The organism is Tessaracoccus zhenghani (genome assembly GCF_054552775.1).
In genome coordinates, this window is sequence record NZ_CM137275.1 from 161,181 (window position 1) to 185,912 (window position 24,732).

Annotated in this window: 28 protein-coding genes and 2 tRNA genes; 15 read left to right on the top strand and 15 right to left on the bottom strand. The window is 66.0% G+C overall.

Annotated features, from left to right (window positions below; genetic code table 11):
- Window positions 1–25 precede the first annotated feature (25 nt).
- Genes ACX1DX_RS00845 through ACX1DX_RS00855 form a run of 3 tightly spaced genes read left to right on the top strand, consistent with a single transcriptional unit; the run spans window position 26 to window position 1,122 of the window.
- Window positions 26–484 (top strand): trimeric intracellular cation channel family protein, encoded by a 459-nt coding sequence (locus ACX1DX_RS00845; protein WP_459397345.1) that lies wholly within the window; start codon window positions 26–28, stop codon window positions 482–484.
- Entirely contained in the window at window positions 435–653 is a 219-nt protein-coding gene (locus tag ACX1DX_RS00850) for a TRIC cation channel family protein (RefSeq protein WP_459397346.1), read from the top strand. Before ACX1DX_RS00845 ends, ACX1DX_RS00850 begins: the two co-directional genes overlap by 50 nt.
- 40 nt (window positions 654–693) lie before the next feature.
- Entirely contained in the window at window positions 694–1,122 is a 429-nt protein-coding gene (locus ACX1DX_RS00855) for a DUF1801 domain-containing protein (protein ID WP_182764426.1), read from the top strand.
- A gap of 9 nt (window positions 1,123–1,131) precedes the next feature.
- Here the strand turns inward: ACX1DX_RS00855 and ACX1DX_RS00860 are convergent, their stop codons facing one another.
- The 3 genes from ACX1DX_RS00860 to orn all read right to left on the bottom strand — a co-directional run bounded on the left by ACX1DX_RS00860 (window position 1,132) and on the right by orn (window position 2,529).
- Window positions 1,132–1,656: an SRPBCC domain-containing protein gene (locus ACX1DX_RS00860; RefSeq protein WP_459397347.1), complete on the bottom strand. Its 525-nt coding sequence runs from the start codon at window positions 1,654–1,656 to the stop codon at window positions 1,132–1,134.
- 64 nt (window positions 1,657–1,720) lie between these two features.
- Window positions 1,721–1,793, bottom strand: a tRNA-His gene (locus ACX1DX_RS00865).
- A gap of 64 nt (window positions 1,794–1,857) precedes the next feature.
- Window positions 1,858–2,529 (bottom strand): oligoribonuclease, encoded by a 672-nt coding sequence (orn, locus tag ACX1DX_RS00870; RefSeq protein ID WP_459397348.1) that lies wholly within the window; start codon window positions 2,527–2,529, stop codon window positions 1,858–1,860.
- Between the two features lie 60 nt (window positions 2,530–2,589).
- On the opposite strand from orn, the gene ACX1DX_RS00875 reads away from it, so the two are divergent.
- From ACX1DX_RS00875 to ACX1DX_RS00885, 3 genes are all read left to right on the top strand, one after another.
- Window positions 2,590–2,662 (top strand) — tRNA-Arg (locus ACX1DX_RS00875).
- A 932-nt stretch (window positions 2,663–3,594) separates the two neighbouring features.
- Window positions 3,595–4,257, top strand: a complete 663-nt coding sequence (locus tag ACX1DX_RS00880; RefSeq protein WP_459397349.1) for a hypothetical protein — start codon at window positions 3,595–3,597, stop codon at window positions 4,255–4,257.
- Window positions 4,250–7,105: a hypothetical protein gene (locus tag ACX1DX_RS00885; RefSeq protein WP_459397350.1), complete on the top strand. Its 2,856-nt coding sequence runs from the start codon at window positions 4,250–4,252 to the stop codon at window positions 7,103–7,105. Before ACX1DX_RS00880 ends, ACX1DX_RS00885 begins: the two co-directional genes overlap by 8 nt.
- A gap of 106 nt (window positions 7,106–7,211) precedes the next feature.
- On the opposite strand, the gene ACX1DX_RS00890 is transcribed toward ACX1DX_RS00885, so the two are convergent.
- A complete protein-coding gene (locus ACX1DX_RS00890; protein ID WP_459397351.1) occupies window positions 7,212–7,751 on the bottom strand; it encodes a hypothetical protein in 540 nt (179 codons plus the stop codon).
- Window positions 7,752–7,806: 55 nt separating this feature from the next.
- Between ACX1DX_RS00890 and ACX1DX_RS00895 the strand changes: the two genes are divergently transcribed.
- Entirely contained in the window at window positions 7,807–7,971 is a 165-nt protein-coding gene (locus ACX1DX_RS00895) for a hypothetical protein (RefSeq protein ID WP_459397352.1), read from the top strand.
- A 138-nt stretch (window positions 7,972–8,109) separates the two neighbouring features.
- On the opposite strand, the gene ACX1DX_RS00900 is transcribed toward ACX1DX_RS00895, so the two are convergent.
- Window positions 8,110–8,835, bottom strand: coding sequence for an AAA family ATPase (locus ACX1DX_RS00900; RefSeq protein ID WP_459397353.1), 726 nt, complete (start codon window positions 8,833–8,835; stop codon window positions 8,110–8,112).
- A 125-nt stretch (window positions 8,836–8,960) separates the two neighbouring features.
- Window positions 8,961–9,221: a hypothetical protein gene (locus ACX1DX_RS00905; RefSeq protein ID WP_459397354.1), complete on the bottom strand. Its 261-nt coding sequence runs from the start codon at window positions 9,219–9,221 to the stop codon at window positions 8,961–8,963.
- A 223-nt stretch (window positions 9,222–9,444) separates the two neighbouring features.
- On the opposite strand from ACX1DX_RS00905, the gene ACX1DX_RS00910 reads away from it, so the two are divergent.
- The 3 genes from ACX1DX_RS00910 to ACX1DX_RS00920 all read left to right on the top strand — a co-directional run bounded on the left by ACX1DX_RS00910 (window position 9,445) and on the right by ACX1DX_RS00920 (window position 11,283).
- Window positions 9,445–10,185 (top strand): hypothetical protein, encoded by a 741-nt coding sequence (locus tag ACX1DX_RS00910; RefSeq protein WP_459397355.1) that lies wholly within the window; start codon window positions 9,445–9,447, stop codon window positions 10,183–10,185.
- A complete protein-coding gene (locus ACX1DX_RS00915) occupies window positions 10,185–10,445 on the top strand; it encodes a helix-turn-helix domain-containing protein (protein WP_182762945.1) in 261 nt (86 codons plus the stop codon). Before ACX1DX_RS00910 ends, ACX1DX_RS00915 begins: the two co-directional genes overlap by 1 nt.
- Window positions 10,446–10,866: 421 nt before the next feature.
- Window positions 10,867–11,283, top strand: coding sequence for a VOC family protein (locus tag ACX1DX_RS00920; RefSeq protein WP_040282701.1), 417 nt, complete (start codon window positions 10,867–10,869; stop codon window positions 11,281–11,283).
- Between the two features lie 52 nt (window positions 11,284–11,335).
- On the opposite strand, the gene ACX1DX_RS00925 is transcribed toward ACX1DX_RS00920, so the two are convergent.
- The 5 genes from ACX1DX_RS00925 to ACX1DX_RS00945 form a co-directional block, all read right to left on the bottom strand.
- Window positions 11,336–11,605 (bottom strand): hypothetical protein, encoded by a 270-nt coding sequence (locus ACX1DX_RS00925; RefSeq protein WP_245244060.1) that lies wholly within the window; start codon window positions 11,603–11,605, stop codon window positions 11,336–11,338.
- 5 nt (window positions 11,606–11,610) lie between these two features.
- Entirely contained in the window at window positions 11,611–11,838 is a 228-nt protein-coding gene (locus tag ACX1DX_RS00930; RefSeq protein ID WP_182762943.1) for a hypothetical protein, read from the bottom strand.
- Window positions 11,839–11,946: 108 nt separating this feature from the next.
- A complete protein-coding gene (locus tag ACX1DX_RS00935) occupies window positions 11,947–12,864 on the bottom strand; it encodes a restriction endonuclease (RefSeq protein ID WP_459397356.1) in 918 nt (305 codons plus the stop codon).
- Window positions 12,865–13,160: 296 nt separating this feature from the next.
- On the bottom strand, window positions 13,161–13,925 hold the full coding sequence (locus ACX1DX_RS00940) for a potassium channel family protein (protein ID WP_459397357.1): 765 nt from the start codon (window positions 13,923–13,925) through the stop codon (window positions 13,161–13,163).
- 338 nt (window positions 13,926–14,263) lie between these two features.
- Window positions 14,264–14,731, bottom strand: a complete 468-nt coding sequence (locus ACX1DX_RS00945; protein ID WP_076060473.1) for an NUDIX domain-containing protein — start codon at window positions 14,729–14,731, stop codon at window positions 14,264–14,266.
- 237 nt (window positions 14,732–14,968) lie between these two features.
- Here ACX1DX_RS00945 and ACX1DX_RS00950 point away from each other — a divergent pair, with 237 nt between their 5' ends.
- Window positions 14,969–15,316: a TfoX/Sxy family protein gene (locus ACX1DX_RS00950; protein ID WP_459397358.1), complete on the top strand. Its 348-nt coding sequence runs from the start codon at window positions 14,969–14,971 to the stop codon at window positions 15,314–15,316.
- A 105-nt stretch (window positions 15,317–15,421) separates the two neighbouring features.
- Here ACX1DX_RS00950 and ACX1DX_RS00955 read toward each other — a convergent pair whose 3' ends face one another.
- From ACX1DX_RS00955 to ACX1DX_RS00965, 3 genes are all read right to left on the bottom strand, one after another.
- A complete protein-coding gene (locus ACX1DX_RS00955) occupies window positions 15,422–15,955 on the bottom strand; it encodes a DUF1697 domain-containing protein (protein WP_459398231.1) in 534 nt (177 codons plus the stop codon).
- A gap of 19 nt (window positions 15,956–15,974) precedes the next feature.
- Window positions 15,975–16,862: a metallophosphoesterase family protein gene (locus ACX1DX_RS00960; protein WP_459397359.1), complete on the bottom strand. Its 888-nt coding sequence runs from the start codon at window positions 16,860–16,862 to the stop codon at window positions 15,975–15,977.
- A 129-nt stretch (window positions 16,863–16,991) separates the two neighbouring features.
- Entirely contained in the window at window positions 16,992–17,588 is a 597-nt protein-coding gene (locus ACX1DX_RS00965) for a 2'-5' RNA ligase family protein (RefSeq protein WP_459397360.1), read from the bottom strand.
- A 76-nt stretch (window positions 17,589–17,664) separates the two neighbouring features.
- Between ACX1DX_RS00965 and ACX1DX_RS00970 the strand changes: the two genes are divergently transcribed.
- From ACX1DX_RS00970 to ettA, 4 genes are all read left to right on the top strand, one after another.
- A complete protein-coding gene (locus tag ACX1DX_RS00970) occupies window positions 17,665–19,062 on the top strand; it encodes a PrsW family intramembrane metalloprotease (RefSeq protein ID WP_459397361.1) in 1,398 nt (465 codons plus the stop codon).
- Window positions 19,059–20,780: a GTPase family protein gene (locus tag ACX1DX_RS00975; RefSeq protein ID WP_459397362.1), complete on the top strand. Its 1,722-nt coding sequence runs from the start codon at window positions 19,059–19,061 to the stop codon at window positions 20,778–20,780. Before ACX1DX_RS00970 ends, ACX1DX_RS00975 begins: the two co-directional genes overlap by 4 nt.
- Window positions 20,780–22,390: a GTPase gene (locus tag ACX1DX_RS00980; RefSeq protein WP_459397363.1), complete on the top strand. Its 1,611-nt coding sequence runs from the start codon at window positions 20,780–20,782 to the stop codon at window positions 22,388–22,390. Before ACX1DX_RS00975 ends, ACX1DX_RS00980 begins: the two co-directional genes overlap by 1 nt.
- A 69-nt stretch (window positions 22,391–22,459) precedes the next feature.
- Window positions 22,460–24,139 (top strand): energy-dependent translational throttle protein EttA, encoded by a 1,680-nt coding sequence (ettA, locus tag ACX1DX_RS00985; protein WP_076060493.1) that lies wholly within the window; start codon window positions 22,460–22,462, stop codon window positions 24,137–24,139.
- 53 nt (window positions 24,140–24,192) lie between these two features.
- On the opposite strand, the gene ACX1DX_RS00990 is transcribed toward ettA, so the two are convergent.
- The gene (locus ACX1DX_RS00990; RefSeq protein WP_459397364.1) at window positions 24,193–24,732 is read right to left on the bottom strand and encodes a hypothetical protein; all 540 of its coding nucleotides are present in this window, start codon (window positions 24,730–24,732) and stop codon (window positions 24,193–24,195) included.

The following is a 24,732-nucleotide window of genomic DNA, read 5'->3' on the forward strand; positions in this document are numbered from 1 at the left end:
TGCTGGATGGTGGCACCATTGGCCCGTGGATGCGTTCGATCCCTCGGTGCTTTTCCGGTTCGTTGACGTGGCGGGTGTGGTCGCCAACGGGTTACTCGGGGCCCTTGTGGCGCGCAGGTTGAGGTTCGACATCATCGGCTTCCTGTTCCTCGCCATCCTCACCGGCCTGGGAGGGGGCATGCTTCGCGATGTGCTGCTGACCACCCGTCCCGTTGCCTTCATCGACCCGCTGTACCTCGTAGGCGCAGTCAGCGCCGCGGGGGTCGCCTACCTGGTGACGTTCAAGGGCCGATGGATGAGCCGGCTGCTGACCTCGTTGGACATGCTCGCGCTGGGCTGTTGGAGCGCCACCGGCACCATCAAGGCGTTGGGCTTCGGGCTCGACCCGCTGCCCGCCATCCTGCTGGGCGTGCTGACTGCCGTGGGCGGGGGGGATGATCCGCGACGTCGTCACGGGGCGCATCCCGGTGGTGTTCGGCGGTAACACGCTCTACGCGTCCGTGGCGGTGATCGGGGCAGCGGAGAGCCTGATCCTCACGCAGCTGGGGTACCCGAACCTGGGCATGGCGGCGTCGATCCTGACGTGCACCGTGCTGGGGCTCTTGGCGCACCGCTACCGGTGGACGCTGCCCCAAAAGGGCGAGGTGCGCTGAAAGGGCTGGAGATTTGTCGCAGGCCGGGTGAGGATGGGGCATGGAGGACAGTGGAAGTACCCAGGCCCGCCCAAAGCTGCTCTCTGGCGGCAACCCGCAGATCCCGAAGGGCGAAGGTCCCGGCCCTGTGCGCGACTACATCGCCGCGATGCCCGGCTGGAAGCAGCCCATCGGGCAACGCCTGGACGAGTTGATCGTCGAGGCGGTTCCGGACGTCCGCAGGGCCGTGAAGTGGAACCAGCCGCACTACGGGAACGAGGGGGATGGCTGGTTCCTGTCGTTTCGTTGCTACACCAAGTACGTCCAGGTGCAGTTCCTGAAGGGCACATCACTGGAGCCCATGCCGCCGAAGGAATCTAAGCATGCGGAGGTGCGTTACCTGGACATCCATGAGGACGACGACTTGGACGAAGCCCAGCTGAGATCCTGGATCGAGCAGGCGAGCAAGTTGCCCGGCGAACGGATGTAGGCGCTGGGGTCAGTCCGCCGACGCGGGGAGGTACTGGTCGGCCCACCGTCTGCCGGGTTCCGGATCTGCGCCGAACCGCTCGGCGTACCCCTCGTGGATGGCGCGCCAGTGCTTGTGGGCCTCCTCCTCGGACATGGGCTGGCCGGCGAGGTGCGGCTCCAGCCGCGACAGGTAGGTGTGCCAGCCGGTGGCGGTTTGCGCGGCCGGGAGGTCGTCGATGGTGTGGGTGAAGGTCAGGCGGGTGCCGGTCTCCGTAGGTTCGAGGTCGAAACTCTGGGGCTGGCCGGCGAACGTCCATGCCAGGCGCGACGGCACGCTGGCCTCGTCGACGGTGAGGGGCATCCCGCCGAGGTCGATGCTCTCGCCGGTTTCCGGCCCCCAAGGGGCGGCGCCGGGGAAGAACTCCTGGAGCTCAGCGGGGTTGCTGACCGCCTGCCAGACCCGCTCGACTGGGTAGGGGAGCTCGATTTCGAAGCGCAGCGCGGGGCGCCCGTCGACCGATTCGAGCGTGCCATATGGGCTGTTCGGAGCCATGATCATCCTCAACTCGGCGACAAAGCAATCGGCCCCAGCATAAGCCGGGGCCGATTCTCTTCGGGGTGAGTAACGGGACTTGAACCCGCGACTTCCTGGACCACAACCAGGTGCTCTACCAGCTGAGCTATACCCACCATCGCCGGTTGATCCGGCAGCCACTAATCGTAGCGGATGGGATTCGCCTGCGCGAATCGAGCGTCAGACCTCGTCGACGGGGGTCTCGACGGGCGTCTCGACCGGGGGAGTGACGGCCGTGGACCCGGTGGCGCCGGTGAGCGCCCCGCGGTGGCGGGCGGCGATCTCACGCAGCTGTGACGACGTGGGTCCCGGACGGGGGACGAAGAGCGCATCGCGGTAGTAGCGCAGCTCCTCGATGGATTCCTGGATGTCGGCCAGGGCGCGGTGGTTGCCGGACTTGACGGGGGCCAGGTACTGCACCCGGGGGTACCAGCGGCGGGCCAGTTCCTTGATGGAGGACACATCAACGTTGCGGTAGTGCACCCACTGCTCGAGCTCCGGCATGTCGCGGGCGAGGAAGGCGCGGTCGGTGCCGATGGTGTTGCCCGCCAGGGGCGCCTTCCGGGCGATGGGCACGTGGGTGCGGACGTAGTCCAGGACCTGCGCCATGGCATCTTCCATGGTGGTGCCGGTGCTGAGTTCGTCCAGGAGGCCCGACTTGGTGTGCATCTCGCGGACGAAGTCGCCCATGACGGTGAGCTGTTCGTCCGTCGGCTTGATGAGCACGTCGACGCCGTCGCCCAGGACGTTGAGGTCGCCGTCGGTCACGAGGGCGGCGACTTCGATCAACGCGTCGGCCCCGAGGTCGAGACCCGTCATCTCGCAGTCGATCCACACCAGTTTTTCGCTCATGGCCACCAACCTATGACTCCGGGCCACCTGCGCGCCAACGGGCTACACTGTTGGGCCGAAGCCCCAGTAGCTCAGCGGATAGAGCAACAGCCTTCTAATCTGTAGTGCGCAGGTTCGATTCCTGCCTGGGGCGCTTTACATCTCGCCGCGAGAGCGACAGCGGCTTGGGCTGCGGAGCGGGGGCGACAGGCGGGAATGGCGGCCAGAGGGAGCGCAGTGAACCTGTCGTAAGTTTGCGAGTGAACTCCGAGGTCCTCGTGCGGCGAATCGGTGCGGCATGATTCAGCCGAACTTGGTGTCCTGCCCGTTCAGAGTGAAGTCCGAACTCATTGACGCAGGATCGGGCGACATCCAGACCCACCACCGCCCGACGAGGGACCAACTGGTTCTTCTCATGCCCAGGACGCAGTCTTGCGACGATGCCGGGTTGAGAACATCCGCAATTGCCGATGACTGCGCGCTGGTTCGAACACTCTGTGCGTGGCCTCCAGATGCCCGGAAGCCTGCCTGCATCAAGACAGAAGTCGCTGATCCTGCCTGCGACAAACCCATAGACTCTCCTCTCGGGCTCAACAGAGATCCTCTCCCGCGTAGATCGGTGTGACGGAGCAGGGCAGCCAATGGAGAGGCTCACAGCCCCCCCCCCCCCCCCCAGGGCAGCCGCGGACGAGTGCAACCACCCCCGTCTAGAACCCCCCGACACCTGAACCGACCTTCGGCCAAAGGCCGTGCCCTGTGGTGGAACCACTGGATGAGTAGATGACATTCGATCGGCGGGGTCTGAGGGGATTCAATCCCCTGACGTTTTGGGTCAGATTCCGTCGATACCCTTTCCTTGTGAGAACGTCTGAGTTCGCGAAGGGGCGGGCTACCCCGTTGGCCCGCCGGAGACGGACCTCGAGCCAACCCATCCCGGGGTCAGCCGAGTTACCGCGTCGCCGTCACCGTCACGAGCGCAGCCCCATCGACGTGGACAGCGTCGCCCACGGGGTCGTGACCCGCATCCATGCCAACCCTGTGTTGGCGGCACAGGTAGCGGGTCAGATCGTCGGACATAACTGAGCTATGTCGACATCTGAGGACCGGCAGACACGCATTGCAGACTGGCTGGACGAGAAGCGGCCTGACTTGGCGAGCATGCATCGGACAGCTGGCCAGTTGCTGGCAAGTAAAGTAAAGCGCGGCGACGAGAGGGCGCGCGTCTCGCTCATCTGTCACTCCATGCGCGAGGTGATGAAGCACCTTCCTGAGGTCATCTCGGGTGGTGATCGCGTTGCCGGAGGTCCGCGAAGCGATGACTACGTCCGGCAACTGCCTAGCATTGTGTCGAAGTATCCGGCGCTCGATCTGTCTCAGGATGCGGAGAACGTGCCGGTCCCGCAGGAGATTGCCCGTTTCCTCGCTGATCTGATCAAGGCCGCCATCTCCGAGGATGGGAGGTTCCTTTCTGACATTGCGGCGTTTCTCACAGATGATGGCAACACCCAGCATCTGGCGGTGCGCGAGTGGTATCAGACCTATAACTTCTTCGTTAAGTGGGCTCACCTCCACGGCCATCAGAGCGAAGTGCGCTCGATTCCGTCGGACGACGAGTTGCGTCGTTGGATCGAGGTAGCTGAAGCCCACATGGACGGCGTCAGAGCCCAGTTCTTTGACAGTCTCCGCGCAATCGAAGACCTTCTCGCTGAAGCCAATCAACTTGTCGATGGAGGTGTGAACGATGGCTGAGTACCAAGCCCCGACTGCGGAGCAGGTTCATGGGGCGATGCGCCGATTGACGTCCTTCCAACTGCGCCGAGCCTTCTTTGAGGGGCTGAAGAACCCGCTGTGGGTCCGACCTCTTGCCGACTCTGGAGCCTTCAGTTCACCGCCTGAACCGGAGGTTGGTAGCGACGGCTCGGTCCGCGAGATGTATTGGCCGGAGGCCAGTTACCTGAGCGGGATGGCAGAGCAGGCACCGTCCGATGTTGCCGATGTGCTCCTCACCTTCGCGGGCAGCAGTAACTCTTGGGTACGCAGGATCCTCTTCGTCGCGGGCGCACGCATGCCCGCGGTGACTGCGGTCAGGCTTAAGCCTGTCATTGAGGCGTGGGCGGAGAGTGGCTTCGGATGGCGCACCGACCCGAGGGATCTCGTGTCGTTCGCAGTCAACTTGCTGGAGGGAGGCCAGACGAAGTTCGGACTGTCGTTTGTCAACAGGCTGTTCCGGCCGATCGGCGATGAGGGGACCCTGGGTGACCCAGTCACGGAGTTGAAGGCACATTGGTACTCAGCCGAACTGCCGCGGGTGAGCCGCGCACTTGGGGACGGCGCGTTGAAGACCATCCTTCCGTGGCTCGTCCTGCACGAGAGGCAGGAGGGAACCCTTGGCGAGGGCTACGACCAAACCGGCTTCGGCCGGTCATCGATCTCGGAGAGGTCGAACTCTTTTCACGAGGTGCAGGATGCCCTGATCGACGCGGTGCGCGACGCTGCGGTTGAGCGACTAGCGAAGGACCCAGCGGGCGCATGGGCCGATCTCAATCGAACTCCGATTCTCATCGTGCGCCGCATCTGTCTGTACTCGGTCGCTGAGATCTTGCAGCGCCAGGTCGCCCAAGGGCAGATCAACACCGATCTGCTGTCCATCGCCAGGGAACTGATGCTCGACGTGGGGTCGCGGGATCAACTCGCTACCGCGGACTTCATCCGACTACTTCGCGCTCTAGGTGCGGTGTCTCGCACCGAGCTGGGCCCGCTTGCAGATGTGATGGCTTCCGGGCACATCACAGGGAAGGCTGCAGAGCGAATCACTCGAAACCTGAGCGAGCAAGGCGACTCCATCGACGAGATTCGAAGCCAGATTGCGCAGTGGGACCGGCAGTGGCGGCACCGCGTGCTGGCAGGGGTCGGCCGAGACCTTATACCAAGCGCGCTGCAGGAGGAACTCGACTTGCTCGACGCCGAGGACGGGGAGGTAGATGACCCGATGCGCCCCCCGTTTGAGACTTCTGGCTGGACTGGCCCTAACAGCCCCATCACTCAAGAGGAAATGGCTGCCCTTGCGCCGATGGAGTTGGTCGCACACCTCGAGGGTTGGCACTCCGAAGGCGACGGATGGGGACCCCAGCCTTCGCATGAGGGCCAGGGAAGGGTGTTGGAGGCGCTCATCACTAGCAAGCCGCTGGCCCTCGACGGCCAAACGGACTTCTTGCGGCGTCTTCGTCCGACGTACGTTCGAGCTGCGCTGAGCGGCTGGGAGGGTGCGCTAAAGGCAGACCTCGACCTGCCCTGGGATCAGGTGCTGTTGTTAGCTGCCGACGTTCTCGACCACTCGGATGAGTCCCCGTTCCCCGTTGAAGGAAGGCGCTTTGACGACGACCCCGACTACAAAGAGGCGAAGAAGGTAGCGATTCGCCTCCTTGCGCATCTGGCGGCGAACGGTTCGGCGGAGCGGATCCCCGACGCTCAACTGAACCGACTCTCCGACCTTCTCCTTGCGGCTGCTTCCGACGCTGCCGCGTGGTCTGACTACATCGCAACAGTCGGAGACGAGGATCCTGGATGGGACCCGCTCATGGTCTCCCTGAACTGGAAGTGGCCCATCCTGCTCCGCGGACTGGTCAACCTGGTTGGACTCGGCGCCAGCCGCGAGTGGCACGACAGGGCAATGGAGGCTCTCCTCCGACAGCTCGCTCTCAACGATCCTCGGGGGGCCTCGCGGGCCGTCCTCGGAGAGGGGATCGGGAAGCTCTTCAACCACGCCCACGACTGGCTAGTGGCGAACCTTCACACGTACTTCGGCACGCAAGACGCCATCGACAGGAATCAGCAGATCGCTCTGACGACCGCCATCGCCATCCACTACTACCACCCAGATCTCTACCGGCTAATGTCTGGCCCGATGGCCGCCGCTCTCCACAGTCAGGAACAGATCCAAGTCGGGTGGGGACGGAACCCAGTTTCCCCTCAGGAACGGATCGGTCATTGGGTCATCCAGGCAATCATTCGGGGGCACATCGGCGACGATGACCCCTTGCGCACCGATTTCTACACGACGGCCGACCCTGAGATTCGCGGGGATGCCATCGGCCACACCGCGTGGTCATTCATGCACGCCGAGTTCGTCGATGACGTCATTCGTGACCGGCTAGCTGAGTTGTGGGACGAACGTGTCGCCCATGTCAGGGCGAGCCCTGAAGACAAGGCCGAACTGAAGGATTTCTACTGGTTCATCTGTAGTGAGAGGTTCTTGGCTTCATGGTGGCTCCCAAGGCTCGTGGAGGCTCTGGAGCTTAATGGTGAGCTACAAACGCACGGGATGATCGGTGAGCACCTTGGTTCGGCTGCCGAGGAGCTGCCAGAGGTTGCCCTGGCGGCCCTAACGCTGCTCCTTGGCCAAGAGGATACGTTGGCCCGTGACAACTATGATCTGCGAACCCACGCCCTCGCCCCGGTCCTTGCAGCCGCATTGAGGACAACCGATGACAAGCTCCACGTAGGTGCGCGCGCCCTCATGAACCAAATGGGCGCGCGGGGAGAGATCGATCTCGACAAACGCGTCGCAGCCCTTCTCGCCGACGCGACGAAGGGCTGATTTCCGAAGGCCGACCGAACCAGCGAACGCACGCTTCTGCCGCGTAGCTCGATTCGACTTGCGGTGGTCGCGCCATCCTGGCCAGGGACCTGTCGGGCGCACGGAATCAGAGTTGGGGCGCTTGAAGTCGTTCGCGCGCCGCGTTGAACCCCGCGATGAATTCCTGTTTGGTGTTGCCCAACGGGAACGGAGTGCCTCGATCATGCAGAAGGTTGAGACCGGCGTCGAGGAGGGGAGCGTGGAGGAGTGGGAAGATGTCCTTCTTCACGATGACGACGCCGTCCGGGTTCAGACTGCAGGCGCGCTGGACGCAGTCGGTGACGTAGTCGGCGCGTGTCTTACGGCGGTGTGCTTGACTAGCGTTCACGGGGTGGGGCATCAGGTTGACCAGGTAGAAACCATCGTCGCGGAGACGCCCCAGCCAAGGGCGCTTTCCTCGAGATGCCAGGTCGTCCTTCGTCGCGCCGTACATCGCCGCAACGACTCCGCGGAACAGGTTGTCATGTCCCAGCCGATCGGAGTAGAAGAAGCGCCGGTTCTCGGAGTCACCGCCGTCGTCCGGGGCGGACTCCGCGATTAGCAGGAGGCGGACGTGGCTGGGTTTCCAAGCCTCGCGTAGTTCGACGTACCAAGGGATCTCGCTCACGCCACCACGCTACCGCCAAGGGCTAGACCCTTCTTTCCCCTGAGCGTTCCTCTACGTGCAGATCTTCGATAAGCCACTTCAACACGGAGACGGCGTTGGAGTAACGGAGATAGCGAGGGTTCGTGTTGCTCTTAGGCTCGCAATGCTCGCGCTGTCGACGGAGAGCATCAATCATCCGTTCAAGTTCGTCGATCTTGTCCACGCCTACATCGTTCCTTGATTCGCGTATGCCGACAATGCCCGCTCATGCCGCGGTGTGCGAGGGTAGCCTTCCGGCTTGCCCGGCACCCGAGCACGACCGCCCTCAATTGCCGCATGGCGGCGGTTGGATCACGCGCTTTTAGTGCCTTATGAGAGGCTACTCGAGGCCAAAGTAGCCGGGGTCGGCCAAGAAACGGCGATAGAACGCGACGTTCATCAGTTCGTCCCAGGCGCGGCTCTGGAATCCGTCCTCGTCGAGTTCGATGATCCGCGCCCCAGGGGTCGCGGCCAATATCGGTGAGTGGGTGGCGAGCAGCACTTGAACGTCGTCGTCGCGGAGTTGTGCAAGCTGGTTGGCGAGCGCGATCTGGGAGAGGAATGAGAGCCCGGCTTCGGGCTCGTCCATCACGAGGAGGCCGCCCTGTGCGGTCAGGTGGTCGAGCTTCGCGGCCAGGAGTTCGTTGAAGGCCTGGCCGTGGGAGCGTTCGTGATAGCGGGTCTCGGGTCGGTGCCGAGAGGGGTTCTCTTCGAGGTAGGTGAGCAGGCCGTGCATGGTCTCGGCTCGAAGGAAGTAGCCCCACCTGGAGCGGCTGAGGCCGCGCTCCAGCCGGATGTGTTCGTGTAACGGCGATTCGGTGGGCCTCTCCGATCGTCGGATGATCTTGCTGCCGCCCTCGGGGCTGGGGCCGTAGGCGATCGCGATGGCCTCGATGATGGTGGATTTCCCCGTGCCGTTCTCGCCGACGAGGATGGTCAGTTCGGAGAGCTCCAGCCCGTTACGGTGCAGCTGGGCGACCGGGGCCATTGTGAACGGCCAGCGGGAGAGGTCACCTCCCGGTTCGCCTACCACCGCACGCACGGGGAGTGAACTGAACGCCTTCATGACCACAGGGTATGAGCCGCATCCGACTGATCCCCGGTGTGGGAGCGTCTCGAACGCGCCCTCATGCCGCGCTCGGCGTAGCGGAAATGCTCAAGGTGCATTCAGCGGCGCAGAGACGCGACGAGCTAGTACCTCGCCAGGATCTGGCGAACGGGGTGGCGCAGGGCCGCGCTGATGGTGGTGAGTTCGTCGGGGGTGAGCCAGCCGCGGTTAGGGTTCTGCGACGCTAGGCGGAAGCGCGCGAAGCCGGCCGGCCAGTCGTAGTTGAGGTCGTTGAGCGAGGCCGGCTGTCCGCAGCATGTCATCACTGTGTCGAGGTCGGTGAAGTCCTGCTTGAATGCGCGGTCCATCTCTTCCAGCCAGGCGTGGGCCGCGGACAGCGACATCGCTCGTGGACTCCTCGGCCGGGCGCGACGCTGGCTCGGCGACACCTTGGGGTAGGTAGAGGCCCGTCCCCCTCCTGCATCCTGCTATCCAGGGAGCGGCTTGTGTGCATATCCACAGAAGCCGCGCTCTGGAGAGCAGGCTGCAGACGGCCCCTTGCGCTTGCCCCCGAGTGCGCGTACCTTAACGATTATCGTTGTTATCGACAATCGTTAGGGGCACGTGATGTTCGGTGGAGCTGCAGTTCTGGTGCTGGTGTCGGTGGTCCTGCTCGCGGTGGGGGTGGTGCTCGTCGGTCGCGGGCGGTTGGGCGGAGACACGGCCACCCTCCGGGTGGTCCGCGGGGGGGCGGTGATCTACGGCGTCATCGTTCTCATCCTCACCGCCCTTGCTGTGGGGAGCCAGCTCCTCCTCGACACGGTGGAGGTGGCCCTCCCCACCGAGACGTTCTGGCAGGTGCTCCCTGAGGGAGTCGAGATGTTCCCCGGCGGCGACGCACGCCTAGTGGGCGGCGGCTTCACGGAGGCGTTGGCGTCCGTGACCGGCCTCGGCCTCGCCACCCGGGCGCTGCTCGCCGCCGGGACTCTGGTCCAGGGTCTCACCCAGCTCGCCGTCACCTGGGCGGTGTTCCTCATCGCGCACCGCCTCCTCGCCGGCGAGCCGTTCCGCCCCGTCGTGCGCAAGGCGGTCCTCGTGGCCGCGGCTGCGCTCATAGGCGGCGGCATCCTGTGGCAGGTGCTCTTCGGCATCGGCGACTTCATGGCGGCCAAGGAGGTCCTCGGGTCGGTCGGGTGGGGCTGGGACGAGAGCCTCGGGCTGGAAGATCCCTCAGTGCTCCTGCCCGCGCCGCAACTGCGGCTGACCATCGCGTTCTGGCCGATCTTCAGCGGCCTGGCGCTCGCGGCCGTCGCGGCGGCCTTCCGCTACGGCGAGGAACTCCAGCGCGACACGGCAGGGCTCGTCTGATGGTCCCGGCCGAGCCTGAGGAGGACACGGGCATCCACTGTCGTCTCGACGCGCTCCTCGCAGACCGCGACATGACTCTGACCCGGTTGAGCGAACTGGTGGGGGTGAGTGTGGTCAACCTCAGCGTGCTCAAGAACGACCGCGCCCGGGCCGTCCGCTTCTCCACGCTCCGGGCCATCTGCCGGGTCCTCAACTGCGAGGTGGGCGATCTGCTGGTCCTCGACGAGCCGCGACGCCGAGCTGGTTCCGGCGCCTACTGAACACGAGGGCTCCAACGTGGGGGCCGAAGAGGATTTTGATGACCGAGTTCAGCATCAGCACCATCGATGCGCAGCAGGCGGCGGCGGTACGGCGGAACGTGCCCACGGCGGAGCTCACGACGGCGTTCGACACCGGCTTCTCGCAGGGGATGAGGGCCGTCACCGAGCAGGGCGCCACCGTCACACGATCACCCCACCCGGGGGAAGTCCGGAGACCACGACCAGCATGTTCTATGCGGTGGGGGATCTGGTGACCCTGGCCACACCGAGATCTACGACCGCGTATGTCTATGATCCGCGAATCGACGCGTCGGGCGTCTTGAGATGCAGTCCCCAACATCCGCACATGCCGCCGTCGTGATGTCCGTGGCGGATCGACAAAGCGCCAGTTGAACACCTGACGCGCGATACTGTCACGGTCATGATCACGTGGTTCGCCTACGAGTACTGCACCGACATTGCTGCTACCCGCGACTTCTACCACGACCTCGTGGGACTGGAGCTGATTTGGGATGAGCCCGATGACATCGCGTTCGTCCATGGCTGCGTGCAAATTTCCTTCCAGAGGGCCATCTCGCTCGAGCGCCCGAACGGTTGGGCTTTCCAACCCGGCTGGAGTCAGGGCCAACTCCCGGGCGCACCCGAGACAGAACAGGTGAGATCCATCTCCGTCGCGCTGTCGCCCATCGACTTCCAGAAAGCCGTGGACCGGCTCAAGAAAGCCGGAGTCGAGACGCTGCGAACTGAGCCCTTTTGGGTGGGCTACTGGTCCTTCGTCATCCTGGACCCGGACGGGCGAACAGTGGAACTGACCGACCCGAAATCACCGAGGACGTGATCGGGTCTTCCGTTCGGGGTTCCAAACGCACGCTCTTGCCGCGCCTGGTGCTTCAGGCGACCTTGCTTGCGTAGCGCTGGCGGGCGGCCTCTCCGCTGGTGCCGACGAAGGCGCCGATCGCTGACCATGGCAAGCCGGCTTCGCGGGCTGCGCGGATGGCGTCAATCACGTGGCGCTCGGCTTCGGATCGCTCCGCCACCGCTGCTCGGAGCAGGGCGACTGCGCCGGCGTCGAATTCGTCGTCGGGGTTGGGTTCGTAGGACTCGAAGCGCGCCGCCAGCTCGTCGGCGTGCTGCAGGATCTCGTCAACAGTGCGTGGCATGGTCATCACCTCAGGAACTTCTCGCGGGCTTTCATTGCGTGGACGATGGCGTGCACTTGATCGCCATCGACATAGCCGACCTCCAAGAAGATCGCGGACTGGTTGGGACCCACGATCATGGTGAACCCGTCTCCGAGATCCCAGATCCGGACCGGGTTGCGGTAGGCGTGGAGGATCTCATGTTCACCCAGGCCATGCTTGAGTGCGGACGCAGCGATGACTGGATCCTCCATTGATCCAAGGTAACTTGCGAGCATGGGCAGGTCAAGTGCCCGGGAACATCCGGATTTGCCGCGGTCAGGGTGGCTGCATGCGGGCCGGAGCGATCGCTCAGCGCCCAGCTACTCGAAGAAGTCTTCGTCCAGTTCCACTGAGTGGTAGGTGTTTGTGACTTGGACACCCACCTCGTAGCGGATCATCAGCGAAGCGAGTCTGTCCCCATCGATGAGGATGAGGCGCATCGGAGTGCGGTCGGCGTAGTCGATTGCCTCCCGCGTGAATCGGGACGTGGTTATGAAGACACCGGCGTCGCCCTTTCCGCTGAGGGCACCCACAAACCCCTGAAGTGCGGGTCGGCCGATGGAGCTGTCAGCGGCATAGCGCTTGGCCTGGACGTAGACGCGGTTGATCCCGAGGGCATCGGAGTCGATGATCCCGTCGATCCCTTCGTCACCGGATGTTCGGGTCACCTGCGCGCGGCCCTCAGCTCCGCCGTATCCCATTGCTACCAGGAGCCTCACTACCGCCCGCTCGAAGAACTCTGGGGCACCCTTGCGGAGCCGGTCCAAGAGATCAGCAGCAACTGCGTTCTCTACCCGCCCGATTCCCTGCTCGATCTGCTCGATCGGGTCGAGTCCACTCGGTTCATCTGCCACGGCCGGTGTCGCCAGTCCTGAGCGCACGGAAGCCGTGTAGGGCCGAATCCCCGACTCATGGTCTTCCGCGAGGACCCTGAAGCCCCGTTCGCTGAGTGGCCCAGAAGTTCGGGCCAGGACTCGACGACCAGCATCGGTGATCACATAGTGCCCCCGCTTCGGCCGGTTGAGGGCCCCGACGTTCGCGAGGAAGGACAGCGCCCACCCGATCCGGTTCGCGTACATGGGTTCGCCGCTCGAGAGCATCTCCGCGATCTGCTCCGACCCCAGCCTGGCTTCTGCGGCAGCTAGGGCGTTGATCTCCTGCCGTCCGCGGACCTGTCCATCCTGAAGCGCAAGCAGACAATAGCGGAGGAACCCCTCCCACGTCGGCATCTGGCTCATTCCAGCCTCTTTCTGAACTTCTCAACTTGGCTCCACCTCACGATACTGCTCTGGGACGCGGGCCTGGCGGCAACCAGCTGGTTCAATACGGCGGCGTTTACCGTCATCCCGCGTGAGTCTGCGAGCGTGTCGGAGACCCGTCCGGAGGGGCTTCGATCCTGATGCTGCCGGTGGTGTGGGCCACGTGATGATCCTACGACTGGCGGGACGGCGTGACCGAGGTCACGCGGTGTGGCCGACCACCAGCCCCGAGAGCCGGCATCCACGTCCGCCGTGCTGGGTGTGTGAGTGGGCGATCAGTCGGGGTTGTGTGTGGGTGCTTCTGGTGGGCGGCTGTTGTCGGGGCTCTGATTCTGTCGCAGCAGGTCTCGGAGTTCGGCCACCTCATTGCGGAGTACCTTCATGTCTTGCGCGACTGATCCGGTCTCTTCTCTTGCCTCGCTGACCCGCTCGACGATCCATGAGGCCAGGGTTGCGGTGACGGTTCCGAGGATGGCGATGCCGCAGACCATCAGCCCGACGGCTACGCCACGTCCGAGGGTTGTCACTGGGTAGCGGTCTCCATACCCGACCGTGGTCATGGTGGTAGCTGCCCACCAGAAGGCGTCGCCAATGGTGGTGATGTTTGCTCCCTCAGCGCCACGCTCAACGTCGACCACTGCCAGGGCGCCCACTATTGCGAGGAGGAGTGATCCTCCCGCCACGTACATGCCTACCCGCCCTCGAAGGTCGGAGGTGGCTCGCCGGTTCACGAGGGAGAGCAAGGTGACCAGCCGCAACAGCCTCAAGGGGCGCAGCACGGGCAGGGCGATGATTAGCAGGTCAAACCAGTGGTGTTGCGCGAACGAGCCGCGGTTGGTGCTGAGGAGGAGGCGGACGAGGTAGTCCAGCGCGAAGAAGACCCATGTGATCCACACGAGGGCTTCGCACACCACAACGACGGAGGCGGGCGTGTCGGGCCACCAGATGATCGGGACGGCGAACGCGGCCAGGAACGCGATGGCCGCCAATGTGAGTGGGACCTCAGCGGTTCGTTCCCACGCATCAGCCTTGGAGTCCACAACGGCAGCCTAACGGCTGCGGCGCTTGCGATCACTTAGCTCCGAACGGAGAGTCAACCAGCTAGTACGCATTAATCACCCCGCCAATCCAGACTCGCCCTCGTATCGGTCCGTGCCAGGCGGGCCACGGCCCTTCGCGAACTGACCGCCAGTCGGGCAAGAGTCGTTCCGGGATGCTGGGTGGCTGGGTGGCTGGGTGGACCTCAAGGTCGGCATCCCGGCTCGTCTCGTCGTCGCCGAAGCACCCGGTCTGAGTTGTCTTGACCATTCGCCTCAGCAATGCGGTGACTCTGGACACGCGTGGAATCTTGGATGCAGAACACGCGGATCTGCCGCTGTCAGGGGCGGTCCATTTCGCCGGGTTCACGGGCGTTCGGCACAAAGTCGCGAGATGAGAGCCAGTTTCGGAGCCAGGGCACCAAGTGCATGATGTGAATGTGGCTGACCGGCACCCACTCTGCCTGTTCAGGCGATCCGCTGCTCTCTGCCCTCAGTACGCGATCCCGGACTTCCACATCATAGATGAGCCGAATTGAGTGGAGTTCCACCGGTTCGTTCCTCAAGCGGCTCACGTCAGAGACAACATCGAGTAGACCTATGATCTGTGGACTCGTCCCGGTCTCCTCCGCGAACTCCCGAGTGAGGCATTGTTCGGGTGTCTCACCGAACTCGAGCCCACCTCCGGGCAGCCACCAGGTGCTGGGTCTCCCGGCCGTTTCGGCCACACGTACCAACAACACCTCGTGGCCGCTGCGCGCAAGGCCGTATGCCGCAATGCGTTGCCGCTGGTGCACGCCGAGGTTCATGGTTCGATCGGAGGGCGCACTACCGGCAGTTCCGTGCGAGGCCAGAGGGCTGACGCTCAAGTCCGGATCTGCCGAATGGGATGCCGCCGGCCAGAGAAGGGCACACCCCGTTGGGCACGGGTGGCCAGTATGGTGTGGGCATTGAGGGCCGGAGCTTCTGACCGATCACGGGCGATCGGATGGAGAGCCAACGGGTCGGTTGCGTGCGGATATGCGACAGCAGGGTCGGAGGGTTTGATGGCGTATGACGAGGGCTTGGCTGAGCGGATCCGGGCTGCGGTCGAAGCCGCGGCCGGGACCGGCGGGTATCGCGAGATCAAGATGTTCGGTGGTCTCTGCTGGACTGTGAATACTCACATGGCCGTGGGCGTCACCGATGGTGACTTGATGGTTCACGTCGGCAAGGACGGCATGGGCGTGGCACTTGACAAGGGCGCCTCCCTAGCGACGATGGGGGAACGAACCATGGGAGGCGTGGTGCTGGTCGGCGCGGCAGAGATTCCAGACGCAGCTGCTTTGCGTGCCTGGGTCGTCCCGGCGGTGGAGCGGGCTGCGGCGAAAGCACCGAAGAAGTCGAAGGAGTAGGCCGCAGCCCTTGAGCTCGAGGCGACGCTCTGATTCGAGCAGGGCAACCGTGTCGTACGCCCTTGGTGTTCGTGGGTAGCCGATGAATGCGTCCCGCAGGTGGGTCTACGTTTGCTGCGCGGCGAGGACCGTCAACCGGGCGACGAGTCGCTGCATCGTGGGGATTCCCCGGCAGGTCACCGGGACGCCGAGCAACCGGGTCAGCTCCGGGCCGGCGGAGATTCCTGAACCGGTGGCGCTCGTGACCGCGTGACTTGAGCTGAGCGCGTGCACCACGAGCTCACCGGTGGGAACGCGCTCGACGTGAGGCAGCACGAGTTCCGGGATGCTGGCGGCGTCGAAGAGGGTGAACTCGCCGCCAGGTAGGTCGGGATCGAGGTGCCCAACGGTGTCGATGAGCCAGTCCGCCGAGCGGACCACAACAAGGTCGGAGTAACCCGTGACAGCTGTGAGGCGGGCGACTACGGACTCCGCGAGTGCGGCGGGTTCGTCGCCGGAGAAGATCACGGTCCCGTTGGTCTGGAAGTTCACGGCACGGGTCGCGCCGGCCGCAGCGAAGGCATCCAACAGCTCGGGACTGCGCGGTGACCGGCTCCGCGCCTGGCCGAGGTTCATGTTCCTGAAGAACGCCACCTGCATGCTCACGGGCCCATCGCGTTCAGCTGTGGCGGAGATCGAACTTCGACAGCGGTTCGGGGCCCGCCATCACCCGGCGGGTGACCTGCAGGAGCGCGTCCTCGTTCGGGTCCACGCGCCATCGCACAAGAGCGATGGTGTCCCCAGTGATTTCCAGGGCCGTGATGTGCGACGGGTAGACGCAGCTGCCCGAGTTGAAGTAGGGCACACCGCTCTCGCGGACGAACCTCTCGCGGTGGGTGTGACCGCAGATCAGTGCCGTCCGGTTCTGGCGGATCCACTTAGCGTAGTTGCGCTCCACCTTGTGCCGCTTGTCCGCGTTGGCCACCGGGCTCGTGGGGCTGTGGAAACCGAAGGCGTGCGCATACCTCCAGAAGGCGCGCATCATGAACCGGCTGAATCGCCATGCCTGGTCGTTGGGTAGGTCACCCTGGTGCCCGTGCACCAGCAGGATGTCCTGGTGCGTCTGCTTGTGCCGGAACACGACCGCCTCCACCGGCTCCAAGCCGTCGAAGAACGGCTCCACCTCGCCGGTGGCGACGTCCTTCGCGGTCCACAGATGCTCGCGAACGTAGTGGGGCTCCTTCAACACAATGTCGTGGTTGCCCCACATCCGGATATACCTGTCGGCACGGTGGAACTGGAGCACCTGTTCCCACACGGCGCGGTTGGCCCTGATGATGTGCTTGTAGTCGTGCTCCCAGAGCTCGTCGCCGTCACCGGCCTCCACATAGGTGAACCCGTTGCGCCAGTAGTAGTCCATCGCTGCCGTGAACGTGTTCTTGTTCTTCAGGAACTCGTCGGACTTCGAGCCGTCCCCGCGATGGCAGTCGCTCATGATCACGTAGCGCGAGGTGTCGTCGATCAGCTCAATCCGGGCATCTCTGTAGGCCTCCGAGAGACGTGTCATCGTCTTCACGGGAATCACCGCCCTTCGCTGGCTTCTCTTCGATCATAGGTCTGCGCTGCTGCCGTCGTCCCCGATTTCTCGACGGGCCACTGCCGAACCGGGCGAGCCTCAGAGCGGTCTGAGCCGCCCTCAATCAGCGTCGAGGGTCCAGTTGGCGAGCTCGATCCAGTCGAACCAGCCCAACTCCGGGCGCACCGTGACGGACACCAGATGGACGGAACCGATGTGGACGGGACCCACCTCGGGGGCGCCCTCGAGTCGGCGCTGGAGTTCCGCGTCGTCGACATCACCGGTGGCATACGCCAGGGAGATGTGGGGGCCGTACGGTGCCCCGAGGACGTCGCCACCGTAACTGGCCGCCGCGCGGCCGATGGCCTCGACCAGCGACACCCACGGGGAAGTCGAGTCCGCGACGCATTCCACTGCGACGGGTTGCGGCTGGGGCGCGCTCAGGGTCAGGTCGAAGGCGCGGACGGTGTCGAGCTCGTCGGTCAGGTGCTGCGCGAGGCGGCTGAGGTCCGCGTGCTTCAGGTCGTCGAACTGGGCCAGCCGGCGCACGGTGAAGTGCCTCCACGAGGCGGGCATCAGGGGAAGGTTCGGCAGGCCCTCGAGACGGGACGCGGCCTCGTCGAGGCGGTCCTGGACGTCGTCTGTGGGGAGGGCGTACACGTGGAGCGACCCGTCGTTCTGGGTCCAGGGGGTCATCTGCTCGAAGAAGCTGCGCATGGCGCTGAGCCTAGCGATGGGAAGCGGGCGGCGGATCCTCGGGCGCAGGACGATCGGCCGGTAGTCTGGGCGCACTATGAGTACAGCGCAGATCAGCCAGCCCACGACGCGCGGCCGTTGGCTGAACGGCCTGCCGCAGGACGGGCCCAGGCGCCCCTGGTACCTGCGGCTCCTGCGCAGCCCATTGTTCTGGCTGGCGCTGATCCTGTTCCCGCTGTACTTCTGGGCTCTGTACGACCAGTACTGGATGCTGCATCCCGAGCAGACGTTCGAGGACGGCACCCGCTCGCTGGGCATCAGCAATGAGGCCCTCAAGCTCGGTGCCTACTGGGCCATGTGGACCGGCCTCGCGTACACGACGCTGTTCATCCTGCTCGACCGGTTCCGGGCTTCGAGCCCCGTCGTCTGGTTACTGGCGCTCGGCTGGGGGGCCTGCGCCTCCACCTGGTTCTCCATCCACGTCAACACCTGGATGGGCCAGGCCATGGCCACCACCCAGGCCAACTCAGACGCGGGGTCGCGCGCCGCGATCTTCTCCGCTCCGTTCGTGGAGGAGTTCGCCAAAGCCACCATCCTGGTGCTGCTGGTGATCCTCTGGCGCAACAAGATCGTGTCGCGGCTCTCCATCATCACGCTGGCCGGGCTGTCCGCCGTCGGCTTCGCTTTCACCGAGAACATCATCTACTACGGCCGCGTCTGGATGCAGGCCACGCACGACATCACCATCGCGGAACCCGCGGAGTCCTTCATGGAGCTGGTGATGCTGCGCGGCGTGTACACCTCGTTCGGCCACCCGCTGTTCACGATGATGACCGCCGCGGGCCTCGCGATCGGGCTGGGCGCCCGCTCGAAGTGGGTCCGGGTCATGGCGCCGGTGGGCGGCTATCTGCTCGCCTGCGCGGGCCACATGCTGTTCAACGGCCTGTCGTCCACGAACTCCATCGACAACCTCATGATCCAGTGGTACATGGCGCTGGGTCTGGTGGCCGTGATCGTCATTTCCCTGATCGTCAGCATCGTCGGCAATGCGCAGATCATCCGGGCCCGCCTGGGCGACTACCAGCACGCAGGTTGGCTCACCGAGCGCGACGTCGAGCTGTACGGCCGTCCCCTCCGCCGCGCCAAGCTGCTGCTCTACGCCCTGTTCCGCGGCCCCCGCATCTGGTGGCGCACCTCGAAGCTGGTGCGTCGCGTCACGGAACTGGCGTACCTGCGCAACGCCATGACGCGCGGCCTCGTCTCGGAGGCCGGCGACGACCGCGCCCACCAACTGATCACCGAGATCCACTCGCTCCAGCAGATCACCTTCAGCGACTACGCGGGCCAGCCCATGATCCCGCCGCGCAAGAAGAAGGCCAGCGAACTGCCCCCGCCGCCCGAGGAGGGGCCGGGTGGGCCGCTCACCAGTAACTACGCCCAACCCGTCGCGCCCGGCCCGGCCGGCGTCGGCGGCAACTATCCTGTGCGTTCATGAGCGGATCCCAGAAGCTCGTCGACGCCTTCCACCTGCTCGACGCCACGCTGCCGTCGGCGCAGTTCCCGCTTCCCCTCGACGGCGCCGAGTCCCTGCGTAGCCTCGCGGGTTCGCTGGCGCACCAGGTCCGCGACTATCTGCTGCCGCGCGCCTCCAGGCTCGACGCACCGCTGCTCGCCGTGGTCGGCGGCTCCACGGGCGCCGGCAAGTCCACCATCGTGAACTCGCTCCTCCGAGCCGAGGTGACCCGCCCGGGTGTGTTGCGCCCGACGACGAAGTCGCCGGTGCTGATCTGCCATCCCGACGACGAGGAGTGGTTCCGCTCCGACAAGGTGTTGCCCGGCCTGGTGCGCACCGACACCCAACTCCACGACTCCCGGGCGCTGCACATCGTCGCGTTCCCCGACCTGCCCCCGGGCCTGGCTCTGCTGGACGCCCCCGACATCGATTCGGTCGACGACGCCAACCGGGCGCTGGCCCGCCAGCTCCTCCTCGCGGCAGACCTCTGGGTCTTCGTCACCTCCGCCGCCCGCTACGCCGACGCCGTGCCCTGGGACTACCTCCACCAGGCGCAGGAGCGCAACACGATGCTGGCGGTGGTCGTCAACCGCTGCCCACCGGGCGCGATCGCCCAGGTGGCCGGGCACCTCGCCCAGATGCTCGCCGAGCGTGGCCTGGCGTCGGCCAAGCTGTTCGCCATCGTCGAGCGCGCCCTGGGGCACGACGGGATGCTCCCGCTGCCTGATGTGGGCGGGTTGCGGCAGTGGCTGGGGCAGCTCGCCTCGCAGACCGAGGCCCGGGCGCAGGTGGCGGTGCAGTCGCTGGCCGGCTCCGTGCGCTCGCTGGACCCGCAGCTCCACGAACTCATCGGCGGCATCCACCGCCAGAACGAGGCCATCGAGGAGCTGCGCGAACAATCCGTCAGCACCTACCGCCAGGCCGTCGTCGACGTCGCCGAGGCCGCTGGCGACGGCACCATGCTGCGCGGTGAGATCCTCAGCCGCTGGCAGGACCTCGTCGGCACCGGCGAGTTCATGCGCTCCATCGAGGAGCGCATCAGCGCCTTCCGCGACCGCCTCACCGGCTGGTTCCGCGGCGAGCCCGAGGTGCGCGCCGTCGAGGTCGCCATCTCCGACAACCTCGCCGCCGTCCTCCAGGAGAAGGGCCAGTGGGCCGCGGAACAGGTGGCCGTCAAGTGGTCACGCAGCCGCTGGGGCCGCGACATCATCGTCGCCGAGCCCGGCCTCGCCCACCCGTCGCCGGATTTCGACGCCGCGGCCACCGCCGCCATCCGCGCCTGGCAGTCCGACGTGATGCGCCTCGTCGAGGAGCAGGGCCGCGGTAAACGCATGAAGGCCCGCTTCCTCGCGCTGGGCACCAACATCCTCGCGCTGGCCCTGATGATCGTCGTGTTCGCCGCCACCGGCGGACTCACCGGCGCTGAGGTGGGCATCGCCGGCGGCGCCTCGGTGCTCGCCCAGCGACTGCTCGAAGCCGTCTTCGGCGAAGGCGCCGTCCGGAAGCTCGCCGAAAAGGCCCAGGCAGACCTCGAGGCCCGCGTCCAGGGCGTGCTGTCCGTCGAACTCTCGCGCTACGGCGCCATCCTCGATTCGCTCGCGGTCGACGACGGCGCCACCGCCCAACTGGAGAGCGCCGCCGTCACCCTCCGGGACGCCGCGCGCAGCGCGTTCGACGACCTGACCGCCCCGGAGCTGTGATGTCACTGATCGCCGACCACCTCGCAGCACTCACCGAGGTCCTCGACCTCGCGCAGGGCCGTATCCCAGCCGAGGCGGAGGCGCGCGCCCGCGCCGTCCTGGCGCACGCCCCCCGCAGGCTGGCCGCCGGCGCCCAGACCGTCGTCGCCATCGCGGGCGCCACCGGATCCGGCAAGTCCAGCCTCTTCAACGCCCTCACCGGCACCCGCCTGGCAGAGCAGGGCCCCCGCAGACCCACGACGGCGCTCACCATGGCCGCCAGCTTCTCCGCCACCAACAGCCGCCTGCTGGACCTGCTGGCGGTGGCGCGCCGCCACGAGGTGGAGCCGCCCGCAGACGGCATGCAGGACCTGATCCTGCTCGACCTGCCGGACCACGACTCCACAGCCACGGCCCACCGCGACGAGGTGGACCGCCTCGTGGCGCTCGTCGACCAGTTCATCTGGGTGCTCGACCCCCAGAAGTACGCCGACGCGGCCCTTCACCAGCGCTACCTGCGGCCGTTGGCCCGGCACCGCGAGGTCATCACGGTGGTGCTGAACCAGGCAGACAAGCTGTCTCCCGAGGACCTGGCGCGCTGCCTCGCGCACATCCGCCGGCTGTTGGACGACGACGGGCTCCACGACGTGCCCATCCTCGCCACGTCGGCGGTCACCGGCATGGGGATCGAGGACCTCCGCGGCCGCCTGGCGAAGCTGGCCACCGGGAAGCGCGCAACGACCGCCCGGCTCCAGGCAGACGCCGCCGTCGCCGCCCGGGAACTCGACGCGGCCATGGGCCGCGCCGTCACCCGCGGCGTGAGCAAGGACACCGTCCAGCGGCTCAACGCCCAACTGTCCGCCGCGGCGGGGGTGCCCATTGTGGTCGACGCGGTGCGCAACTCGGTGAAGCACCGGGGTCGCCTGGCCACGGGCTGGCCGCTGGTGAAGTGGATCGGCAGGTTGAAGCCGGATCCGTTGAAGCGGCTGCGCCTCGGGGTCAAGCGCGGGGCTGCTCCGGCTGAGCTGGAACCGCCGGACGGGCTGACGCGCAGCTCGCTGCCGGCGCGCTCGGCCGCTGCGTCGTCACACCTCTCCACGGGTCTGCGTGGCCTCGCCAACGAACTCGGCGACGGCATGCCCGCCGGCTGGCGCGACGCCATCAGCCGCGCCGTGCACACGTCGGAGGCGACGCTGCCGGACCAGCTCGACCGCGCCGTCGTCGCCACCGACCTCAAGGTGGACCGCACACCCGTGTGGTGGCAGCTGATCAGGGCCCTGCAGTGGGTACTGATCGTCGCCGTCGTGGCGGGTGCCCTGTGGTTGACGCTCAACGTGGTGCTGAGCTACTTCGGTCTGCCGAAGGTGGACGTGTATCCCATGGGCCCCGACGGCGGGCTCCAACTGCCGGTGCCCACGCTGATGGTGATCGGCGGGGTGGTGGCCGGGATCGTGCTGTCGGCCCTGTCCGGCCTCGCGATCAGCGCCGCCGCGAAGGGCGCGGCCAAGCGCGCGAGGAAGGCGCTCAACGCGTCGGTGGCGGAGGTGGGCAGTGAGCACGTCGTGGCCCCCGCCGAGGCGGAGGTTCAGCGCTACGTGCAGGCCCGCTCCGCCCTGGATCGGCTCAGCTAGTGTTTCTGGGTTGTCCGCATTCCCGCATAGACTGGCCCGCGGTCCGTTACGAAGGGAAAACCGATACACGTGGCTGAGTTCATCTACAGCATGCAGAACGTCCGGAAGACCGCCGGTGAAAAGGTCATTTTGGATAACGTCACCCTCTACTTCCTGCCAGGCGCCAAAATCGGTGTCGTCGGTCCGAACGGAGCCGGCAAGTCCACCCTCCTGAAGGTGATGGCGGGCCTCGAGCGGCCCAACAACGGTGAAGCCGCCCTCAAGAAGGACGCCACCGTCGGGATCCTGCTCCAGGAGCCCCCCCTCGACGAGGACAAGACCGTCATCGAGAACGTCGAACTGGCCGTCGCCGAAACCAAGGCGATGATGGACCGGTTCAACGAGATCGGCGCCCTGATGGGCGAGCCGGACGCAGATTTCGACAAGCTCCTCGAAGAGATGGGCACTCTCCAGACGGAGCTCGACCACCGCGAGGCGTGGGAGCTCGACTCCAAGTTGCAGCAGGCCATGGACGCGCTCCAGTGCCCGCCGCCGGACGCCCCGGTCAACGTGCTCTCCGGTGGCGAGCGACGCCGCGTGGCGCTGTGCAAGCTGCTGCTCGAAGAGCCCGATCTACTGCTCCTCGACGAGCCCACCAACCACCTCGACGCCGAATCCGTCGACTGGCTGGAGAAGCACCTCAAGAACTACCCGGGCGCCGTCCTGGCGGTCACGCACGACCGCTACTTCCTCGACAACGTCGCGGAGTGGATCTGTGAGATCGACCGGGGCCGCCTGCACCCGTACGAGGGCAACTACTCCACCTACCTGCAGAGCAAGCGTGAGCGCCTGCAGATCGAGGGCAAGAAGGACGCCAAGCGCGCCAAGATCCTCGAAAAGGAACTCGAGTGGGTGCGCTCCAACCCGAAGGCCCGCCAAGCCAAGAGCAAGTCCCGCCTGGCCCGCTACGAGGAACTGGCGGCCGAGGCCGAGCGGGGTCGCGCCGTCGACCTGTCCGAGATCAACATCCCGCCGGGCCCGCGCCTGGGCTCCGTCGTCCTCGAGGTGCGCAACCTCAAGAAGGGCTTCGGCGATCGGGTGCTGATCGACGGCCTGTCCTTCACCCTGCCGCGCGCCGGCATCGTCGGCATCATCGGCCCCAACGGCGTCGGCAAGACCACGCTGTTCAAGACCATCACCGGCCAGGAGGAAGCTGATTCCGGCACGGTGAAGGTGGGCGAGACCGTGAAGTTCAGCTACGTCGACCAGGGCCGCTCGGGCATCGACCCGAAGAAGAACGTGTGGGAGGTCGTCTCCGACGGGCTCGACCACATCAAGGTCGCGAACTTCGAAATGCCGTCGCGCGCCTACGTCGCGTCGTTCGGCTTCAAGGGCCCGGACCAGCAGAAGCTGGCCGGCGTGCTGTCCGGTGGTGAGCGCAACCGCCTCAACCTGGCGCTGACGCTGAAGCAGGGTGGCAACGTCCTCCTGCTCGACGAGCCCACCAACGACCTGGACGTGGAGACCCTGCAGTCGCTCGAAGACGCGCTGCTCGACTTCCCCGGCTGCGCCGTGGTGATCTCCCACGACCGCTGGTTCCTGGACCGTGTCGCCACGCACATCCTGGCGTGGGAGGGCACCGACGAGGATCCAGCCAACTGGTTCTGGTACGAGGGCAACTTCGCCGACTACGAGGTCAACAAGGTCGAGCGACTCGGCCCCATGGCGTCGCGCCCGAAGTCGACGGCCCACCGCCGCCTCACCCGCTGATCGCAGGTTGAGCCGGGCTCAGCGACGAGTCGCGGCCGGCTCAACCGACCACGTCAACGCCCTGTCGGGCGCAATGCGCGCCACAGGGCGTTTTCTATTGAGGCGTCCGCGCGGCGCCAGAGGCGGGCGCTCACCAGCAGCACTTCGTCGTCCGATACCAGCCAGATGGCGTTGTGGTGCGTCACAGGATCCTGGACGCGGACAGTCTGCAGCGCGTCGGCGTTGGCCAGCAACGCGGCGGCGTCGGCGCGGGCCTCGTCCTCCGTCGGGAAGGCGCGGGCGCTGAGCCCCAACGTCAACTGGTTCGGCGCGACGATGGCCCAGGCGAACCCGCCCTGCCGCCCGTTGGCCTCGAGGCTGAATTCTTCGGCCACGTCGAACCACGTCTCCGCGCGGGAGCGGGCGTGGGACGCCAGTTCGCCAGGGGTCTCCTGATCAGCGGGCTGCAGTTGGAGTACATGCTCACAGATGGCCGCACGGCCCAGGTACTGCCTCCGGTCCTGCGCGGCGTCCAACACGCGCACCGCGGACGGCAGCGCCCGTCCTTTGCGCTTCCCGGGGCGTCTGGGCTGGGCGGGACGGTCAAGGGCCAC

Bases quoted from the DNA above. Each gene is read 5' to 3' on its own strand.
- ACX1DX_RS00885 (WP_459397350.1), top strand. From the start codon at position 4,250: ATGGCTGAGTACCAAGCCCCGACTGCGGAGCAGGTTCATGGGGCGATG.
- ACX1DX_RS00965 (WP_459397360.1), bottom strand. From the start codon at position 17,588: ATGCGCAGCTTCTTCGAGCAGATGACCCCCTGGACCCAGAACGACGGG.
- ACX1DX_RS00960 (WP_459397359.1), bottom strand. From the start codon at position 16,862: ATGACACGTCTCTCGGAGGCCTACAGAGATGCCCGGATTGAGCTGATC.
- ACX1DX_RS00910 (WP_459397355.1), top strand. From the start codon at position 9,445: ATGTTCGGTGGAGCTGCAGTTCTGGTGCTGGTGTCGGTGGTCCTGCTC.
- orn (WP_459397348.1), bottom strand. From the start codon at position 2,529: ATGAGCGAAAAACTGGTGTGGATCGACTGCGAGATGACGGGTCTCGAC.
- ACX1DX_RS00955 (WP_459398231.1), bottom strand. From the start codon at position 15,955: ATGCAGGTGGCGTTCTTCAGGAACATGAACCTCGGCCAGGCGCGGAGC.
- ACX1DX_RS00980 (WP_459397363.1), top strand. From the start codon at position 20,780: ATGTCACTGATCGCCGACCACCTCGCAGCACTCACCGAGGTCCTCGAC.
- ACX1DX_RS00850 (WP_459397346.1), top strand. From the start codon at position 435: ATGATCCGCGACGTCGTCACGGGGCGCATCCCGGTGGTGTTCGGCGGT.
- ACX1DX_RS00925 (WP_245244060.1), bottom strand. From the start codon at position 11,605: ATGCCACGCACTGTTGACGAGATCCTGCAGCACGCCGACGAGCTGGCG.
- ACX1DX_RS00855 (WP_182764426.1), top strand. From the start codon at position 694: ATGGAGGACAGTGGAAGTACCCAGGCCCGCCCAAAGCTGCTCTCTGGC.
- ACX1DX_RS00905 (WP_459397354.1), bottom strand. From the start codon at position 9,221: ATGTCGCTGTCCGCGGCCCACGCCTGGCTGGAAGAGATGGACCGCGCA.
- ACX1DX_RS00950 (WP_459397358.1), top strand. From the start codon at position 14,969: ATGGCGTATGACGAGGGCTTGGCTGAGCGGATCCGGGCTGCGGTCGAA.
- ACX1DX_RS00945 (WP_076060473.1), bottom strand. From the start codon at position 14,731: ATGAACCTCGGCGTGCACCAGCGGCAACGCATTGCGGCATACGGCCTT.
- ACX1DX_RS00935 (WP_459397356.1), bottom strand. From the start codon at position 12,864: ATGAGCCAGATGCCGACGTGGGAGGGGTTCCTCCGCTATTGTCTGCTT.
- ACX1DX_RS00930 (WP_182762943.1), bottom strand. From the start codon at position 11,838: ATGGAGGATCCAGTCATCGCTGCGTCCGCACTCAAGCATGGCCTGGGT.
- ACX1DX_RS00975 (WP_459397362.1), top strand. From the start codon at position 19,059: ATGAGCGGATCCCAGAAGCTCGTCGACGCCTTCCACCTGCTCGACGCC.
- ACX1DX_RS00915 (WP_182762945.1), top strand. From the start codon at position 10,185: ATGGTCCCGGCCGAGCCTGAGGAGGACACGGGCATCCACTGTCGTCTC.
- ACX1DX_RS00880 (WP_459397349.1), top strand. From the start codon at position 3,595: ATGTCGACATCTGAGGACCGGCAGACACGCATTGCAGACTGGCTGGAC.
- ACX1DX_RS00970 (WP_459397361.1), top strand. From the start codon at position 17,665: ATGAGTACAGCGCAGATCAGCCAGCCCACGACGCGCGGCCGTTGGCTG.
- ACX1DX_RS00860 (WP_459397347.1), bottom strand. From the start codon at position 1,656: ATGGCTCCGAACAGCCCATATGGCACGCTCGAATCGGTCGACGGGCGC.
- ACX1DX_RS00920 (WP_040282701.1), top strand. From the start codon at position 10,867: ATGATCACGTGGTTCGCCTACGAGTACTGCACCGACATTGCTGCTACC.
- ACX1DX_RS00900 (WP_459397353.1), bottom strand. From the start codon at position 8,835: ATGAAGGCGTTCAGTTCACTCCCCGTGCGTGCGGTGGTAGGCGAACCG.